Origin of the sequence: Rhizobium sp. SL42, assembly GCF_021729845.1 — a bacterium.
Classification (GTDB): Bacteria; Pseudomonadota; Alphaproteobacteria; order Rhizobiales; family Rhizobiaceae; genus Allorhizobium.
On the sequence record NZ_CP063397.1, the window covers coordinates 3,612,357 to 3,626,642 of the forward strand.

General features: G+C 61.0%; 15 protein-coding genes. 12 read left to right on the forward strand and 3 right to left on the reverse strand.

Annotated elements, in window-relative coordinates:
• Window positions 1–7 precede the first annotated feature (7 nt).
• From IM739_RS17070 to IM739_RS17080, 3 genes are all read left to right on the forward strand, one after another.
• Window positions 8–514 carry an NUDIX hydrolase gene (locus tag IM739_RS17070; protein ID WP_237368876.1) on the forward strand — a complete coding sequence of 169 codons (507 nt, stop codon included), beginning with the start codon at window positions 8–10 and terminating at the stop codon, window positions 512–514.
• Window positions 511–1,068 (forward strand): DinB family protein, encoded by a 558-nt coding sequence (locus IM739_RS17075; protein WP_237368877.1) that lies wholly within the window; start codon window positions 511–513, stop codon window positions 1,066–1,068. Before IM739_RS17070 ends, IM739_RS17075 begins: the two co-directional genes overlap by 4 nt.
• 130 nt (window positions 1,069–1,198) lie before the next feature.
• Window positions 1,199–1,534 carry an RcnB family protein gene (locus tag IM739_RS17080; protein ID WP_237368878.1) on the forward strand — a complete coding sequence of 112 codons (336 nt, stop codon included), beginning with the start codon at window positions 1,199–1,201 and terminating at the stop codon, window positions 1,532–1,534.
• A 49-nt stretch (window positions 1,535–1,583) separates the two neighbouring features.
• Here IM739_RS17080 and IM739_RS17085 read toward each other — a convergent pair whose 3' ends face one another.
• From IM739_RS17085 to IM739_RS17095, 3 genes are read right to left on the reverse strand one after another with little or no spacing between them, the layout of a single operon-like run.
• The gene (locus IM739_RS17085; protein ID WP_237368879.1) at window positions 1,584–2,471 is read right to left on the reverse strand and encodes an NAD-dependent epimerase/dehydratase family protein; all 888 of its coding nucleotides are present in this window, start codon (window positions 2,469–2,471) and stop codon (window positions 1,584–1,586) included.
• Window positions 2,468–3,307, reverse strand: a complete 840-nt coding sequence (locus IM739_RS17090) for a glycosyltransferase (RefSeq protein WP_272911323.1) — start codon at window positions 3,305–3,307, stop codon at window positions 2,468–2,470. The genes IM739_RS17085 and IM739_RS17090 overlap by 4 nt, the downstream gene beginning before the upstream one ends.
• Window positions 3,308–3,322: 15 nt before the next feature.
• Complete coding sequence (locus IM739_RS17095; protein WP_237368880.1) at window positions 3,323–4,543, reverse strand: NAD-dependent epimerase/dehydratase family protein; 1,221 nt, start codon at window positions 4,541–4,543, stop codon at window positions 3,323–3,325.
• Between the two features lie 123 nt (window positions 4,544–4,666).
• Here IM739_RS17095 and ybgC point away from each other — a divergent pair, with 123 nt between their 5' ends.
• The 9 genes from ybgC to ftsH all read left to right on the forward strand — a co-directional run bounded on the left by ybgC (window position 4,667) and on the right by ftsH (window position 14,122).
• Window positions 4,667–5,131, forward strand: a complete 465-nt coding sequence (gene ybgC, locus IM739_RS17100; RefSeq protein ID WP_237368881.1) for a tol-pal system-associated acyl-CoA thioesterase — start codon at window positions 4,667–4,669, stop codon at window positions 5,129–5,131.
• Between the two features lie 210 nt (window positions 5,132–5,341).
• Window positions 5,342–6,061 (forward strand): protein TolQ, encoded by a 720-nt coding sequence (tolQ, locus tag IM739_RS17105; RefSeq protein WP_237368882.1) that lies wholly within the window; start codon window positions 5,342–5,344, stop codon window positions 6,059–6,061.
• A gap of 24 nt (window positions 6,062–6,085) precedes the next feature.
• Window positions 6,086–6,538, forward strand: a complete 453-nt coding sequence (gene tolR, locus IM739_RS17110; RefSeq protein ID WP_237368883.1) for a protein TolR — start codon at window positions 6,086–6,088, stop codon at window positions 6,536–6,538.
• Window positions 6,539–6,547: 9 nt separating this feature from the next.
• Window positions 6,548–7,582, forward strand: coding sequence for a hypothetical protein (locus IM739_RS17115; protein WP_237368884.1), 1,035 nt, complete (start codon window positions 6,548–6,550; stop codon window positions 7,580–7,582).
• Window positions 7,583–7,633: 51 nt separating this feature from the next.
• Window positions 7,634–8,911 carry a Tol-Pal system beta propeller repeat protein TolB gene (gene tolB / locus IM739_RS17120; RefSeq protein WP_442981147.1) on the forward strand — a complete coding sequence of 426 codons (1,278 nt, stop codon included), beginning with the start codon at window positions 7,634–7,636 and terminating at the stop codon, window positions 8,909–8,911.
• Between the two features lie 153 nt (window positions 8,912–9,064).
• The gene (gene pal, locus IM739_RS17125) at window positions 9,065–9,604 is read left to right on the forward strand and encodes a peptidoglycan-associated lipoprotein Pal (RefSeq protein WP_007608857.1); all 540 of its coding nucleotides are present in this window, start codon (window positions 9,065–9,067) and stop codon (window positions 9,602–9,604) included.
• Window positions 9,605–9,774: 170 nt separating this feature from the next.
• Window positions 9,775–10,761 carry a tol-pal system protein YbgF gene (gene ybgF, locus IM739_RS17130; protein ID WP_237368886.1) on the forward strand — a complete coding sequence of 329 codons (987 nt, stop codon included), beginning with the start codon at window positions 9,775–9,777 and terminating at the stop codon, window positions 10,759–10,761.
• A 25-nt stretch (window positions 10,762–10,786) separates the two neighbouring features.
• Window positions 10,787–12,070 (forward strand): tRNA lysidine(34) synthetase TilS, encoded by a 1,284-nt coding sequence (gene tilS, locus IM739_RS17135; protein WP_237368887.1) that lies wholly within the window; start codon window positions 10,787–10,789, stop codon window positions 12,068–12,070.
• Window positions 12,071–12,190: 120 nt separating this feature from the next.
• The gene (gene ftsH, locus IM739_RS17140; RefSeq protein WP_237368888.1) at window positions 12,191–14,122 is read left to right on the forward strand and encodes an ATP-dependent zinc metalloprotease FtsH; all 1,932 of its coding nucleotides are present in this window, start codon (window positions 12,191–12,193) and stop codon (window positions 14,120–14,122) included.
• The last annotated feature ends 164 nt before the right edge of the window (window positions 14,123–14,286 follow it).

The following is a 14,286-nucleotide window of genomic DNA, read 5'->3' on the forward strand; positions in this document are numbered from 1 at the left end:
GGGCCTGATGGACAACCGCATCCGCATCAAGAAGAAGGACGGTCGCCTGTTCCAGATGCGCATTGCCGGCCTCGCATTTCGCGATGGTTTCGTCCTGGTGCACCGCGCTACGCACGAAGCCTTCTGGACCTTTCCCGGTGGCCGCGCCGAGATCGGCGAGACCTCGCAACAGACGCTCATCCGCGAGATGAAGGAGGAACTCGGCGTGGTGGCGGCGGTTGGCCCCCTGCTCTGGACCGTCGAGAACTTCTTCCACTATGAAGGACGCCAATGCCACGAATTTGGCATGTATTACCGCATGCAACTGCCCGGCAGCTTCCCTTTCCACGCAACAGATATCATCCATCGGGTTCGTGACGGCGCAAGCGATCTGGAATTTAAATGGGCCGAGGCGACGAAAGCCGGGCTGACCCTGCTGGATATCCCGCCGTATTTCATTGCCGAACATATTGAAACACTACCGGAGACCCCGCAGCATATCGTCTGGCATGATGGAGATCTTGACACAAAATGACCGATCCGGCCCGCGTCTTTCGCAAGCTTGCCCTCAACAATGCCATGGCCAACTGGCGGCTCCACGCCGCCGTCGCCGGACTGCAGGCGGGTGAATTCGAGAGCCCGCGCATCAGTTTCTTTCCGTCGCTGAAGGCAACCCTGAACCACATCCTGATTGTCGACTGGTTCTATGTCGATGCACTCGAAGGCGGCACGCTTGGTCCGAAAGCCTGGGAAGACGAGGAGCCGTTCGACAATGCCTCGGCTCTCTACGGCGCACAACGCGATGTTGACCGGCGACTGATCGATCTCTGCGCAACGCTGGGTCCAGTCGAACTCGCCCGCATCGTCGCTGTTCACCGTGGAAACCGCATCCAGCACGACCGCATGGACGACGTGCTGAGTCACCTTTTCCAGCACCAGACCCATCACCGTGGGCAGGTGCATGCAATGCTCGCTGGCACCAGCGTCAAGCCGCCGCAACTCGATGAATTCATCGTCGGTGACGATGCAGACAATCGACTGGATGCACTCAAGGCGCTCGGCCTCAGTGAAGACGACGTGATGCTCTAGGCGCCGCGCGATTTCGCCACGAGGCCGCGCCCAACATTACCAAACCGTAACCAAGCATATGAATTTATTCATTTTTCATTCACCCCACAGGGAATAGACCTCGTTGGCATCAACAACGAGGAAGCAAGTTATGAAGAAAGCAATTCTCATCACGATCGCCACGGTTATGTTGGCAGCACCGATGGCCCAGGCCCAGTCCTACCGCCACGACGATCGCGCCCCAGGGCAGCACAGGGTCACCAAGGAGATCCATAAGAAAGAGATCCACAAGAAGGTCGTGATCAAGAAGCGCTGGAAAAAGGGCGAGCGCATGAATGACTGGCAGAGACGCGCGGCCATCCGCGACTACAAGCGTTACGGCCTGCGCCAGCCAGGTCGCGACCAGCGCTGGGTCAGGGTTGACAACGACTACGTCTTGATCAGCGTTGCCTCCGGCCTGATTGCCGGCATCATCGCCGCGCAGTAAGTATCCATCCTAGCGCATCCCTCCCGTACATTGGCGCAGGGATGCGCCGTCAAATCCAGCGGGCCGCAAGCCGCCGGACCGTCTCTTCCATCCGCACCTTGCCGCCCGGCCTCCATCCCAGCGACCGCATTCGCTCGGTCTCCATGCAAGCGACCATGGTTTGGTCGACCGCCAATGGCAGGGCGTGGTCGACTCCTGTCACCGCTTGCACCCAGCGCAGGATTTCGTGGCGATCTGTAACCACATCGGACACGTTGAATATCCGACCCCGCATCGCTACGGCATCCACCTCCAGCAGCAGCCGCACCGCATCCGCAACGTCACTGCCGTGAACCTCAGACCCGGCGCGGCTCTCGATCGTACGGCCGGCCAGATAGTCGGCAAACAGGCCGTCCCACTTGTTTGGTCTCAGATGGCCATAGACGCCGGTGACGCGCAGGCTGACGCCGCAGAATTCCGCCGTGGACAGTGCGTGTAGCGCCTGCTCTGCCTTCAACTTGACCTGCCCGTAAAGTGTGGTCGGACGGACGTCGGCATCCTCCGAGAGTACGCTGCCATCCGGCAAACCATCGTAGACGGCGCGGCTTGACAGAAAGATGCAGCGTCGCACGCCTTCCTGCCTGGCGCTTTCGAACAGGCTGACTGTGCCATCCAGATTGCGTCGGACAAAGCCATCCGCATCGGCACCTTCGCCTCCGCGATACAGGCCGGGAAGGTGATCGAAGGCTGCGTGAACGAAGTGATCGAAGCCTTCGAACAGACCGGGCTGGCCGGCGCCGGGCTCAAGCGACAGCGGCATGAAATCGACATCAGCCGCAAACAGGTCACATGCCGGTGCCGTTCTCCCACCGATCGTCACCGCATAGCCAGCAGACAAAAGACCTTCGACCAGATAGCGGCCGACAAGCCCGGTGCCGCCAGAGACCAGAACTTTCATCGGCCATCGCTGGGGTTGGCAAGGCTATCGATATCCGGGATCGGATCGCCTTGGTAAAACGCATGCCAGAGATCGATCAGCGGCTTCAGTTGTGCCGCCTTGGGATGATCGGTTTCCCATGGCTTTTCATATTGGTAGTGCAGCACGCCGATCTGCCGCCAATCCCATAGTGCCGGCATGTTGAACCAGACATATTGCAGCATGTTCATTGTCACCGGCAGGCCGTGCCAGTCCGGAAAAAAGCTCTGCAGGAAAGACTGGTCCGTGCGCGGCCAGAAGGCGTCGAGCCTGTCGAGCCGCGCCAGCATCCTGGCAAAGGTCTCCCGCGACGGTTTTGCGACGAATACGCCGGAATTGAGCCGATGGAAATCGGACAGGCTCTCGTAGACATTCGGCGCTGCGGAAAACTCCGGATAGTCAAACAGCTTGTCGATATTCCGCAGCACGAGCGCATCCGCGTCGATGAAGACACAGGTCTCGTATTCGGTCAGTTCCCAGAGCCGCAGCTTGCAGAAATTGTCGAGCGGCGAATGAAATGTCGGCTTGCGCCCCTTGGTGAACGGGGCGGCCTGATGCACGGCACCACGCCCGTGCCTCGCATTGAAGGCATCCGACAGCGGCAGCGGATCGACCTCGACCAGCCAGCAGCCCATGTCGGCCAATGGCGCCAAAACCTCTTGCTCTACCTGTTCTGTATGCAGCACGATTATTTCGGCTGATGTTTTCGTCCGTCGGATAGAACGCGCCAGCGCCAGTGCGCCCATGGCATAGTCGCCATTGGTCACCAGCGTCACAAAAGCCTGCCGCGTCAGAGCGGGCACCAGAGCTTCGACCACCGTATGTCCTGTTGTCTAAGAAACCGACCTGAGCATCTTGCCTTCGGGGTCGCGGTTGAGCGTCCGGGCAATGTCGCGGGTCCAGGCGGAAACAGCCGGAACCCTTGACCGATCGACACGATAAGCGAACTTTTTCGCCACGTCGACAATCTCCGAAAGCAGCCCGTTTTCCAGGGTTGTCGGCGAAAGCCCAAGACTGCGGAACTTCTCGTTGCGAACGATCAGGTCGTTCTCCGGCGCCTCCTTGCGCGGGTTCGGCAACCAGGCGATCTGCGTGCCGGTCATGGTCGAGATCATCTCTGCGAGGTCGCGGACCCGGTGTGTCTCCGTCATCTGGTTGAAGATCTCGACCCTTGCCCCGCGTGACGGCGGATTGTTGAGCGCGATCTCGATGCAACGGACCGAATCCTGGATATGGATGAAGGCGCGCGTCTGCCCGCCGGTGCCATGCACCGTCAGCGGATAGCCGATTGCCGCCTGGATCAGGAAGCGGTTGAGCACGGTGCCGTAGTCGCCGTCATAGTCGAAACGGTTGACCAGCTGCGGATGCAGACGCGTTTGCGCCGTATGCGTCCCCCAGACGATCCCCTGATGCAGGTCGGTCACCCGCAAGCCGTCATTCTTCGCATAGAACTGGAAGAGCAATTGATCGAGACACTTGGTCATGTGGTAGATTGAACCGGGATTGGCCGGATAGAGAATTTCCTGGCTGGCGATATCGCCACCGGCCGTCTCGATGCCCACTGGCAGATAGCCCTCAGGGATGGCCGCACCTACCGTCGAATAGCCGTAGACACCCATTGTGCCGAGATGCACCAGATGTGCATCAAGCCCGATTTCCACCAACGCATTCAATAGGTTGTGGGTCGCCGACACATTGTTGTTCACCGTGTAGTTCTTGTGCCGGTCGCTCTTCATCGAATAGGGCGCAGCGCGCTGTTCGGCAAAATGGATGATTGCATCCGGGCGCTGTTCAGCAAGCCAAGTCTTCAGCAGATCATAGTCGCGCGCGAGATCGATCAGATGGAAATGAATGCGACGGCCGGTCTCGGCATGCCAGATACGTGTCCGCTCCTGGATGCTGTCCATCGGCGTCAGCGACTGAACGCCAAGCTCGGTATCGATCCAGCGGCGCGACAGGTTGTCGAGGATATGGACATCGTGGCCCGCATCGGACAAATGAAGCGCAGTAGGCCAACCGACAAACCCGTCACCGCCCATGATCGCGATTTTCATGATGGATCTCCTTCAAGGTTCAGCCCGGCCCCTTGATAGGGCTCCATTGTGACAGCACTACAATGACCGGCAGACAACCACGTTCCATCAACCGCCCAAGTTTTCGATTCCAGGAGCAACCCCATGACGACGCAGGCAATTTCGATCAGTGGCGAATTGGTGGACAACGGCCATCGGTTGACCCAGCGCGTCTACTATGAAGACACCGATTTCTCCGGCTTGGTCTACCACGCCCGTTATCTGCATTTCCTCGAGCGCGGGCGGACCGACTACCTGCGATGCCTCGGTGTCGAGCAGAGCGCGCTGATCGGCATGGACGAGGAAGGTCTGGTCTTTGTCGTCCACCGTATGGAGATCGACTTCAAGGCGCCGGCCCGCATGGATGATGTGCTGTTGATCGCAACGAAAACGATCAAGGCAGGCGGCGCTAAGATGGTCCTGGAACAGGAAATCCGCCGCGGCGAGCAATTGCTGATTGCCGCCAAGGTTGTTATCGCCGTCGTCAACCGCAACGGCCGCCCGCGTCGTTTGCCGGAAGACCTGGCCCGCCAGTTCCTTGGCGAAGACGTCCGGGAGACCCCGAAGTAACGCCTTCTTAACCATAATGATGTCTTACTCTGGCACGGAATATTTGTGCATCGCACGCCTTCCTTTGACCAAATTTCGCGCTCAGAAGGCAATCTGGGAGCTTGAAGCGGGGTAAGGCGTTCAGCGATGGCGACCGCAAACTTCCACTAGCACGGCTTTTTCACCGCCCGGTCCACCACCGGGCGTTTGGATTTCGGGGATTTGAAGGCGATGGAACAAGTTGGAATGGCAGCAGCGACCCATGACGTGAGCATCTGGGCTCTGTTCATGCAGGCGGGCCTGATCGTCAAGCTGGTCATGCTCGGCCTGATTGCGGCATCGGTCTGGACCTGGGCGATCGTCATCGACAAATATCTCAGCTATGCCCGCGCCCGGCGTCAGTTCGACCAGTTCGAACAGGTCTTCTGGTCGGGTCAGTCCCTTGAAGAACTTTACCGGACGCTTGCCGAGCGTAACAACACCGGCCTTGCCGCCATGTTCGTTGCCGCCATGCGCGAATGGAAGAAGAGCTTCGAACGCGGCGCCCGTTCGCCGATCGGCCTGCAGATGCGTATCGACCGCGCCATGGATGTAACCATGGCCCGCGAGAGCGAAACGCTCGAAGGCCGCCTTTCATCACTCGCCACCATCGGTTCCGCCGCGCCGTTTATCGGCCTCTTCGGAACCGTCATCGGCATCATGACCTCGTTCCAGGCGATCGCCGGCTCGAAGAACACCAGCCTTGCCGTCGTTGCTCCCGGTATCGCCGAAGCGCTTCTCGCAACGGCCATCGGCCTTGTCGCCGCTATTCCCGCGGTCATCGCCTACAACAAGTTTTCCGGGGAAGCCGGCAAGCTGACCGCCCGCATGGAAGGTTTTGCCGACGAGTTTTCCGCCATCCTGTCGCGCCAGATCGACGAAAAGCTGCAGCCTCGCCAGGCCGCACAGTAAGATATCGACGAACGGAGACGCATCATGGGTATGTCAGTCGGATCAGGAGGCGGCGGTGGTGGCCGACGCGGACGCCGCGGCAGCAAGCGGGCACTGGTCAGCGAGATCAACGTCACCCCGATGGTCGACGTCATGCTCGTTCTGTTGATCATCTTCATGGTCGCCGCCCCGATGATGACCGTCGGCGTGCCGATCGACCTGCCCCAGACCCAGGCACAGGCGATGAACACCGACACCCAGCCGATTACCGTTTCGGTGAATGGCAAGGGCGAAATCTATCTGCAGGAATCGGTGATCCCGATCGAGGAAGTCGTGCCGAAGCTCGAGGCCATTGCCAAGACCGGATACAAGGAGCGTATCTTTGTGCGTGCAGACACGACGGCAGCCTACGGCACCGTCATGCAGGTCATGGCGCGGATCTCGACGGCCGGCTTCACCAATATCGGTCTTGTGACCTTGCAGGAACAGCAGAACTGATCGGACGTCATGAAGGGCAGCCTCTTCACATCCACGTTTCTGCACGGACTGGCGCTCGCCGCGGCGCTGGTGACCCTTGGCTCGCCCGAAAAACTCGAGGTGATGAACATGGAGTCGCTGCCGGTCGACATCGTGCCCATCGAGGAATTCACCCAGATCCAGCAGGGCGACAAGAAGGCGCCTCTCGCCGAGAAGTCGGCACCCGTGCCGACCAAGAAGCCGCCGATCGCGGAACCCGCGGAAAATCTCGGCGACAACCAGGTTGACCTGAAATCGCCGCCGACCCCGTCGCAGCGCCCTGTCGAGCAGGAAGTCGCCGCCGCCCCGGAAAAGGTCGAGACCCCCGCTCCCGTTGAGGACACCAAGCCCAACGAGGTCAAGGAAGTCGTGCCGGAAGAAACCACCCCGCCGCCACAGCCGGAAGAAAAGCCGGCCGAGGAAGCCCCACCGGAAGAGGCGAAGGCCGAAGAGATCCCCCTGCCCGAGCAGGCACCGGTCCCGGCTGCTCGCCCAAAGGTAGAGACGGCCAAGCCGGTGGAGAAGAAGCCGCCGCCGAAGGCTGAGGCAAAGAAAGACACCAAGGCTCAGGAGACGGCGAAGTCGAAGCCGCAGATGGAAAGCGACTTCAACGCCGACGAAGTGGCAGCCCTTCTCAACAAGACGGATGCGGCTGGCGGTGGCCGATTGAGCTCGACCGAAAAGGCGGCGCTCGGCGGCAAGACCAATACCGGCGGCTCTAAGCTCAGCCAGAGCGAGATGGACGCCCTGCGCGGCGCGATCCAGAACAACTGGCTGATCACGCCCGGCATGGCCGATGCCCAGGATGTCCGTATCCAGGTGAAATTCCAGCTGGACCAGGACGGCAACCTGGTCGGCAATCCGGAAGCAACGGCGACCGGCGGTTCCGAAACAGCCCAACGCGTTCTGATGAGCGGCGCCGTGCGCGCCGTGCGCAAGTCCGCCCCCTTCACCAATCTGCCCAGGGACAAATTTGACGCCTGGTCCGAAGTCATCGTCAATTTCGACCCCAGCGAACTGATGTAAGAGCTGAAAGGCTTGGATAGAATGAAAAAACTCCACCTCCTCCGTCTTCTGATGGTTGTCGCCAGCATGGCAGGCGCCATCGCCGCCCCCGCGAACGCCGCCGTCGAAATCAACATCAACCGAGGCAATGTCTCGCCGCTGCCGATCGCGATTACCGATTTCGTTTCCACCGACGGCATTGGAGCCAAGATCGCAGCAGTGGTCGAAGCCGACCTTAAGCGTTCCGGTCTCTTTGCCCCGGTCGGCCGCGCCGCCTTCATCGAGAAGATCTCCAACCCCGACCAGCCGCCGCGCTTCGAGGACTGGAAGGTCATCAATGCCGAGGCTCTCGTCGTCGGTCGCATCAGCAAGGAGGCCGATGGCCGCCTGCGCGCCGAATTCCGCCTGTGGGATACCTTTGCCGGCCAGCAGATGACCGGCCAGCAGTTCTTCACCCAGCCGGAAAACTGGCGCCGCGTTGCCCATATCATCGCCGACGCGATCTACGAGCGCATCACCGGTGAAAAGGGCTATTTCGACACCCGTGTCGTCTTTGTCTCCGAAAGCGGCCCCAAGACCGACCGCAAGCGCCAGCTGGCGATCATGGACCAGGATGGCGAGAACGTCCGCATGCTGACCGGCTCCAAGGACATCGTCCTCACCCCGCGCTTCTCGCCGAGCCGTCAGGAAGTCACCTACATGTCGTTCGAAGGCGACCAGCCGCGCGTCTATCTGCTCCAGTTGGAGACAGGCCAGCGCGAAGTGGTCGGCAACTTCCCCGGCATGACGTTTTCGCCTCGCTTCTCGCCGGATGGCCAGCGCGTCATCATGAGCCTGCAGCAGGATGGCAACGCCAATATTTACACCATGGACCTGCGCTCGCGCACGACCACGCGCCTGACTTCTACGGCGGCCATCGACACTTCGCCTTCCTATTCGCCCGACGGCGCCCGCATTGCCTTTGAAAGCGACCGTGGCGGCCGCCAGCAACTTTACGTGATGAATGCCGATGGCTCGGGCCAGCAGCGCATCTCGTTCGGCGATGGCTCCTACTCCACGCCGGTCTGGTCGCCGCGCGGCGATCTGATCGCCTTCACCAAGCAGTCGGGTGGCAAGTTCTCGATCGGCGTGATGAAGACCGACGGTTCGGGCGAACGCATCCTGACCACCGGCTTTCACAACGAAGGCCCGACCTGGGCTCCGAACGGTCGCGTCCTGATGTTCTTCCGGCAGAACTCCGGCGCCGGCGGCCCGGCCCTCTATTCGATCGACCTGTCGGGTTATAACGAACAACAGGTCAAGACCCCGGCCTTCGGCTCCGACCCGGCCTGGTCACCGCTCCTCGAATAGGGCGCATTTGCGCCTCCTTCCTGCCGTAAAGCGCCGCGATCCGGTGCTTTACGGGCCACATTAAACGGTTTGTTAACCACGATTATTGGAAGCCGGTTAACCTAGATTGGTTATCGTCCAGCAACCCTAACAGAGAATTCAAGGAGACCGGCGATGAGCCGCATTCATTCCCCGGCGAAGAGCCGCCTGCAGCAACTCGCAACCAACCCCGCCATCGTCGCTCTGGCGATGACGCTCGCCCTGGCCGGCTGCGCCAACAAGAAGAACCTGCCCAACAGCGCCGGTGATCTTGGCCTCGGCGCAAACGGCGCGGGTGCTTCGACGCCGGGCTCGACCCAGGACTTCACCGTCAACGTCGGCGACCGCATCTTCTTCGACACCGACTCGACCTCGATCCGTGCCGATGCCCAGCAGACGCTCGACCGCCAGGCTCAGTGGTTGGCCAAGTATCCGCAATACGCCATCACGATCGAAGGCCATGCCGACGAACGCGGCACCCGCGAATACAACCTGGCACTCGGCGCCCGCCGTGCCGCCTCGACCCGCGACTACCTCGCATCGCGCGGCATCCCGGCTCAGCGCATGAAGACCATCTCCTACGGCAAGGAACGCCCGGTCGCCGTGTGCGATGACATTTCCTGCTGGTCGCAGAATCGTCGCGCCGTCACCGTGCTCGGCGGCGCCGGCATGTAATCGAGCCTGAGTGCTGCCCCGAGTGCTCCAACGACATTGTGAAGGCGGCCTCGGCCGCCTTTACTTTTCTCCTTACTTTGGCCGAACTTGGTTGCTTTTTGCAGGCAATTGGAAAAATCTCCTGTGCGCGCCTGTTCGGCGCAACCCATCGCGAAAACAGGATAAGGAACATGAACAAACTTGTGATGGCCGCATTGCTTGCGACGGCCACGCTGACCGGGATCCATGGAAGCGCAAGCGCCTTCCAGCTGCCGGGCTTTCCTCTCGGCCAGCCCAAGGTGGCGAGGACAGAAGAACCCAAGGCCCGCGTTCATCTTGCGCAGTCCAGCGATCCGTCCGTGCGCGTCCAGCAGCTTGAGGAAGAGATCCGCTCGCTCAATGGCCGTATCGAGGAGATGAGCTTCCAGCTTCTGCAGATGCAGGAAACCATCCGCAAGGCCCAGGAAGACAACGAATTCCGCTTCCAGGATCTCGAAAACGGCGGAACCAAGAAGAGCGGCTCGCTTGAGCGCCCTGTCGATGGCGGCAATGGAAGCGATTCCGTTGCCGAAATCATCACCCAGTCCCCGGATGTCGGCGCCACCGCCGACACCTCCGGCCTCGGCCAGCCGGAACAGCAGCTCGGCTCGATGGACCTCGACGCCAATGGCGTACCGGTCGATGCAACCGTAAACCAGAATGCGGTCGACAACTCGGCATCCCTTCCGGGCGTCGATACCGCAACGGCGCCAGCCAGCCAGCAGCCTGCTGCCACAAACCAGACGGCGTCGTCAGGTTCGGAGAACGACATCTATCAGGTTGCCTATGCCCATGTTCTGTCCGGCGACTATGGCATGGCCGAAAACGAGTTCCGCGACTTCATCTCCAGCTACCCGAGCAGCAAGAAGATTGCCGACGCCAATTTCTGGCTGGGTGAAGCGCTCTACTCGCAGGGCAATTTCAACGAAGCCGCCAAGACATTCCTGAATGCCCACCAGTCCTACAGCAGCTCGCCGAAGGCGCCTGAAATGCTGCTCAAGCTCGGCATGTCCCTCGCCGCCCTCGACAACACCGAGACGGCCTGCGCAACCTTGCGTGAAGTGCCGAAGCGCTATCCCAAGGCATCCCGCGCCGTCGTCTCCAAGGTCGCCAGCGAGCAGAAGCGCCTGAGCTGCTGATGTCTGTCCGGCCCGGACGACGACCGTGCTGACCGCCAGTTCTCCTGACGATGCCGCCCGGCGCTTCCTCGAATCTCTTTCAAAGCCATCTCACCTGCTGATTGCCGTTTCCGGCGGCAGCGATTCGACTGGCCTGCTGATCGCCCTGAAGCGCGCGATCGCAATCCATGGCTTCCCCCACAGGCTGACGGCGGCGACCGTCGATCATGCGTTGCGCCCAACATCGGCCGCCGAAGCAATCTGGGTGTCCGAACTCTGCGCGAACCTCGGAATCGCCCACCACACCCGCCGCTGGAACGCCGACAAGCCCAGGACGGGCATTCCCGCAGCCGCTCGCGAGGCGCGCTACAGACTGCTCTCCGACATCGCCCGGCAATGCGACGCCGATGCAATCGTCACCGGCCACACGCGCGACGACCAGCTCGAAACGGTGGCCATGCGGGCAGCCCGGGCGAATGATGAAAATCTCGGCCTTGCCGGCATGGCTCCTGCGGCGCTTTTTGATCGCCGTATATGGATCCTACGTCCTTTCCTCGACACCAAACGCGAGACGATCCGCGACAGTCTTCGCCAGATCGGACAATCCTGGATCGATGATCCGAGCAATGCCGACCGGACTTATGAGCGGGTGCGCATGCGCCAGGACAATGTCGACGACGACGTCAACCAAGAGACCGGCCAGCGCCGCCAGGCCTTGTCGCGAGCGACTGCGGACTGGCTGGACCATCATGCAACATTGATCAGTGGCTGCGTCATCAGACTTGATCCACACGCTTTGCTTTCCAAGCCGGAGATCCTGCGCCATGGCCTGGCAACCCTTGCCGCCGTGCTCGGTGGAAAGCCGCACCGTCCGGGTGCACAGGCGACAGACAAATTGATGGGGCTTGTCACAGGAAAAGACAGTGGATCGCTGACACTGTCCGGCTGCCTTGTCGTCCGGCGCAAGGATGCCGTTTACATGTTGCGCGAGAAGCGCGGTCTTTTGCCGCTGCCTCTCCCCTCCGATGCGACGATCATCTGGGATGGGCGTTTCGAGATCAGCAATTGCACCGCGCGCATTTTTCGTGTCGAGCCGGCTGCCGTATCACTCGTTCCACCTGATCTGCCCGGCCTGGTAAAAGCCGCCATGAGCGGAATCGCGCTGGAAATCCGCGAGATTGACGGGCAACTGGTCCCACAGGGCGGCGATGTCGAATGGCGTCCCTACCTGCCGCTCTTCGATCTCTTCCTGCCGGGTTTCGATGTAGCGCTTGCCGACAGCATCGCCGCGATCCTCGGCCGTGGCCCAACCTTGTCCTGCCCTATTTAAGAGTTATTGACGGAAAACGATGCACAGGCGCCACTTTGCCTTGGCAACGGCCCGGCGCAATCCTATGTTAGCGGGTAAGATCGCGGGGTTCCTTCCCGCAAGACATGTTCGGGGAGTTCAATGAACCCAAATTTTCGGAATTTCGCGCTGTGGGCGATCATCGCCCTCTTGCTGATCGCACTGTTCAGCATGTTCCAGACGTCGCCGTCTCAATCCAGCTCGCGCGAGATACCCTATTCGCAGTTCCTCAGCGAAGTGGACTCTGGCCGCGTGCGTGACGTGACTGTCACCGGCAATCGCGTTCTCGGCACCTATGCCGAAAACGGCACAGCCTTCCAGACCTATGCGCCTGTCATCGACGACAACCTGCTCGAGAAGCTGCAATCGAAGAATGTCATGATCGTAGCCCGCCCGGAAACGGATGGTTCGTCGGGCTTCCTCAGCTATATCGGCACGCTTCTCCCCATGCTGCTGATCCTCGGCGTCTGGCTGTTTTTCATGCGCCAGATGCAGGGTGGCGGTCGCGGCGGCGCCATGGGCTTCGGCAAGTCCAAGGCCAAGCTCCTGACCGAAGCGCATGGCCGCGTGACGTTTGACGATGTTGCAGGCGTGGACGAAGCCAAGCAGGACCTCGAGGAAATCGTCGAATTCCTGCGCGACCCGCAGAAGTTCCAGCGTCTCGGCGGCAAGATCCCGCGCGGCGTTTTGCTCGTCGGCCCTCCGGGCACGGGTAAGACCCTGCTCGCCCGCTCGGTCGCCGGTGAAGCCAACGTGCCCTTCTTCACGATCTCGGGTTCGGACTTTGTCGAAATGTTCGTCGGCGTCGGTGCATCCCGTGTCCGCGACATGTTCGAGCAGGCCAAGAAGAATGCGCCTTGCATCATCTTCATCGATGAAATCGACGCCGTCGGTCGCCATCGTGGCGCCGGTCTTGGCGGCGGCAACGACGAGCGCGAGCAGACGCTGAACCAGTTGCTGGTCGAGATGGACGGCTTCGAAGCAAACGAGGGTGTTATCCTGATTGCAGCCACCAACCGTCCTGACGTCCTGGACCCTGCCCTTCTGCGTCCGGGCCGTTTCGACCGTCAGGTGGTCGTGCCCAATCCGGATATCGTCGGTCGTGAGCGCATCCTCAAGGTTCACGCCCGCAACGTTCCGCTGGCGCCGAATGTCGACCTCAAGGTTTTGGCCCGCGGCACGCCCGGCTTCTCCGGTGCGGATCTGATGAACCTCGTCAACGAAGCCGCGCTGATGGCTGCACGCCGCAACAAGCGTGTCGTCACGATGGCCGAGTTCGAAGACGCCAAGGACAAGATCATGATGGGCGCCGAACGTCGCTCGTCCGCCATGACCGAAGCCGAGAAGAAGTTGACGGCCTATCACGAAGCCGGCCACGCGATCACGGCTCTTCATGTCGCGGTTGCCGATCCCCTGCACAAGGCGACGATCATTCCGCGTGGCCGCGCGCTCGGCATGGTCATGCAGCTCCCCGAAGGCGACCGCTATTCGATGAGCTACAAGTGGATGGTGTCCCGCCTCTGCATCATGATGGGCGGCCGCGTTGCCGAAGAGCTGACCTTCGGCAAGGAGAACATTACCTCCGGCGCGTCCTCCGACATCGAGCAGGCCACCAAGCTTGCCCGTGCCATGGTCACCCAGTGGGGCTTCTCCGACGTGCTCGGCCAGGTCGCCTATGGTGAGAACCAGCAGGAGGTCTTCCTCGGCCACTCGGTTTCGCAATCGAAGAACGTCTCGGAATCGACCGCCCAGAAGATCGATACCGAAGTGCGCCGCCTGATTGACGAGGCCTATGCCCAGGCCCGCAGCATCCTGACGGAAAAGCACGACGAGTTCGTCGCGATCGCCGAAGGCCTGCTCGAATACGAGACCCTGTCCGGCGACGAGATCAAGTCGCTGATCAAGGGGCACAAGCCGACTCGCGACAGCGGCGAGGATGGCCCGGCTCGCGGCTCCGCCGTTCCCTCGACCGGCAAGAAGGACCTGCCCAAGGGCGGTGAGCCTGAAAGTGGGCTGGAACCACAGCCACACTGAGCTCAACCCGTTGAGATCGCTGCAAAGGCCACCTCCCAAGGTGGCCTTTCTGCCGTCTGGTAACGGGATGTAATCAATTTTCGCGCTAATTTATGTGTTCTTCGACACGAACTATGGCATGAGCAGGCCACTCGCAGTCATGACGATCTTCCCATCGGGTCGCG

Bases quoted from the DNA above. Each gene is read 5' to 3' on its own strand.
- IM739_RS17115 (WP_237368884.1), top strand. From the start codon at position 6,548: ATGAAGGGCAGCCTCTTCACATCCACGTTTCTGCACGGACTGGCGCTC.
- ftsH (WP_237368888.1), top strand. From the start codon at position 12,191: ATGAACCCAAATTTTCGGAATTTCGCGCTGTGGGCGATCATCGCCCTC.
- tolQ (WP_237368882.1), top strand. From the start codon at position 5,342: ATGGAACAAGTTGGAATGGCAGCAGCGACCCATGACGTGAGCATCTGG.
- tolB (WP_442981147.1), top strand. From the start codon at position 7,634: ATGGTTGTCGCCAGCATGGCAGGCGCCATCGCCGCCCCCGCGAACGCC.
- IM739_RS17070 (WP_237368876.1), top strand. From the start codon at position 8: ATGGACAACCGCATCCGCATCAAGAAGAAGGACGGTCGCCTGTTCCAG.
- pal (WP_007608857.1), top strand. From the start codon at position 9,065: ATGAGCCGCATTCATTCCCCGGCGAAGAGCCGCCTGCAGCAACTCGCA.
- IM739_RS17075 (WP_237368877.1), top strand. From the start codon at position 511: ATGACCGATCCGGCCCGCGTCTTTCGCAAGCTTGCCCTCAACAATGCC.
- ybgC (WP_237368881.1), top strand. From the start codon at position 4,667: ATGACGACGCAGGCAATTTCGATCAGTGGCGAATTGGTGGACAACGGC.
- tolR (WP_237368883.1), top strand. From the start codon at position 6,086: ATGGGTATGTCAGTCGGATCAGGAGGCGGCGGTGGTGGCCGACGCGGA.
- IM739_RS17080 (WP_237368878.1), top strand. From the start codon at position 1,199: ATGAAGAAAGCAATTCTCATCACGATCGCCACGGTTATGTTGGCAGCA.
- IM739_RS17085 (WP_237368879.1), bottom strand. From the start codon at position 2,471: ATGAAAGTTCTGGTCTCTGGCGGCACCGGGCTTGTCGGCCGCTATCTG.
- IM739_RS17095 (WP_237368880.1), bottom strand. From the start codon at position 4,543: ATGAAAATCGCGATCATGGGCGGTGACGGGTTTGTCGGTTGGCCTACT.
- ybgF (WP_237368886.1), top strand. From the start codon at position 9,775: ATGAACAAACTTGTGATGGCCGCATTGCTTGCGACGGCCACGCTGACC.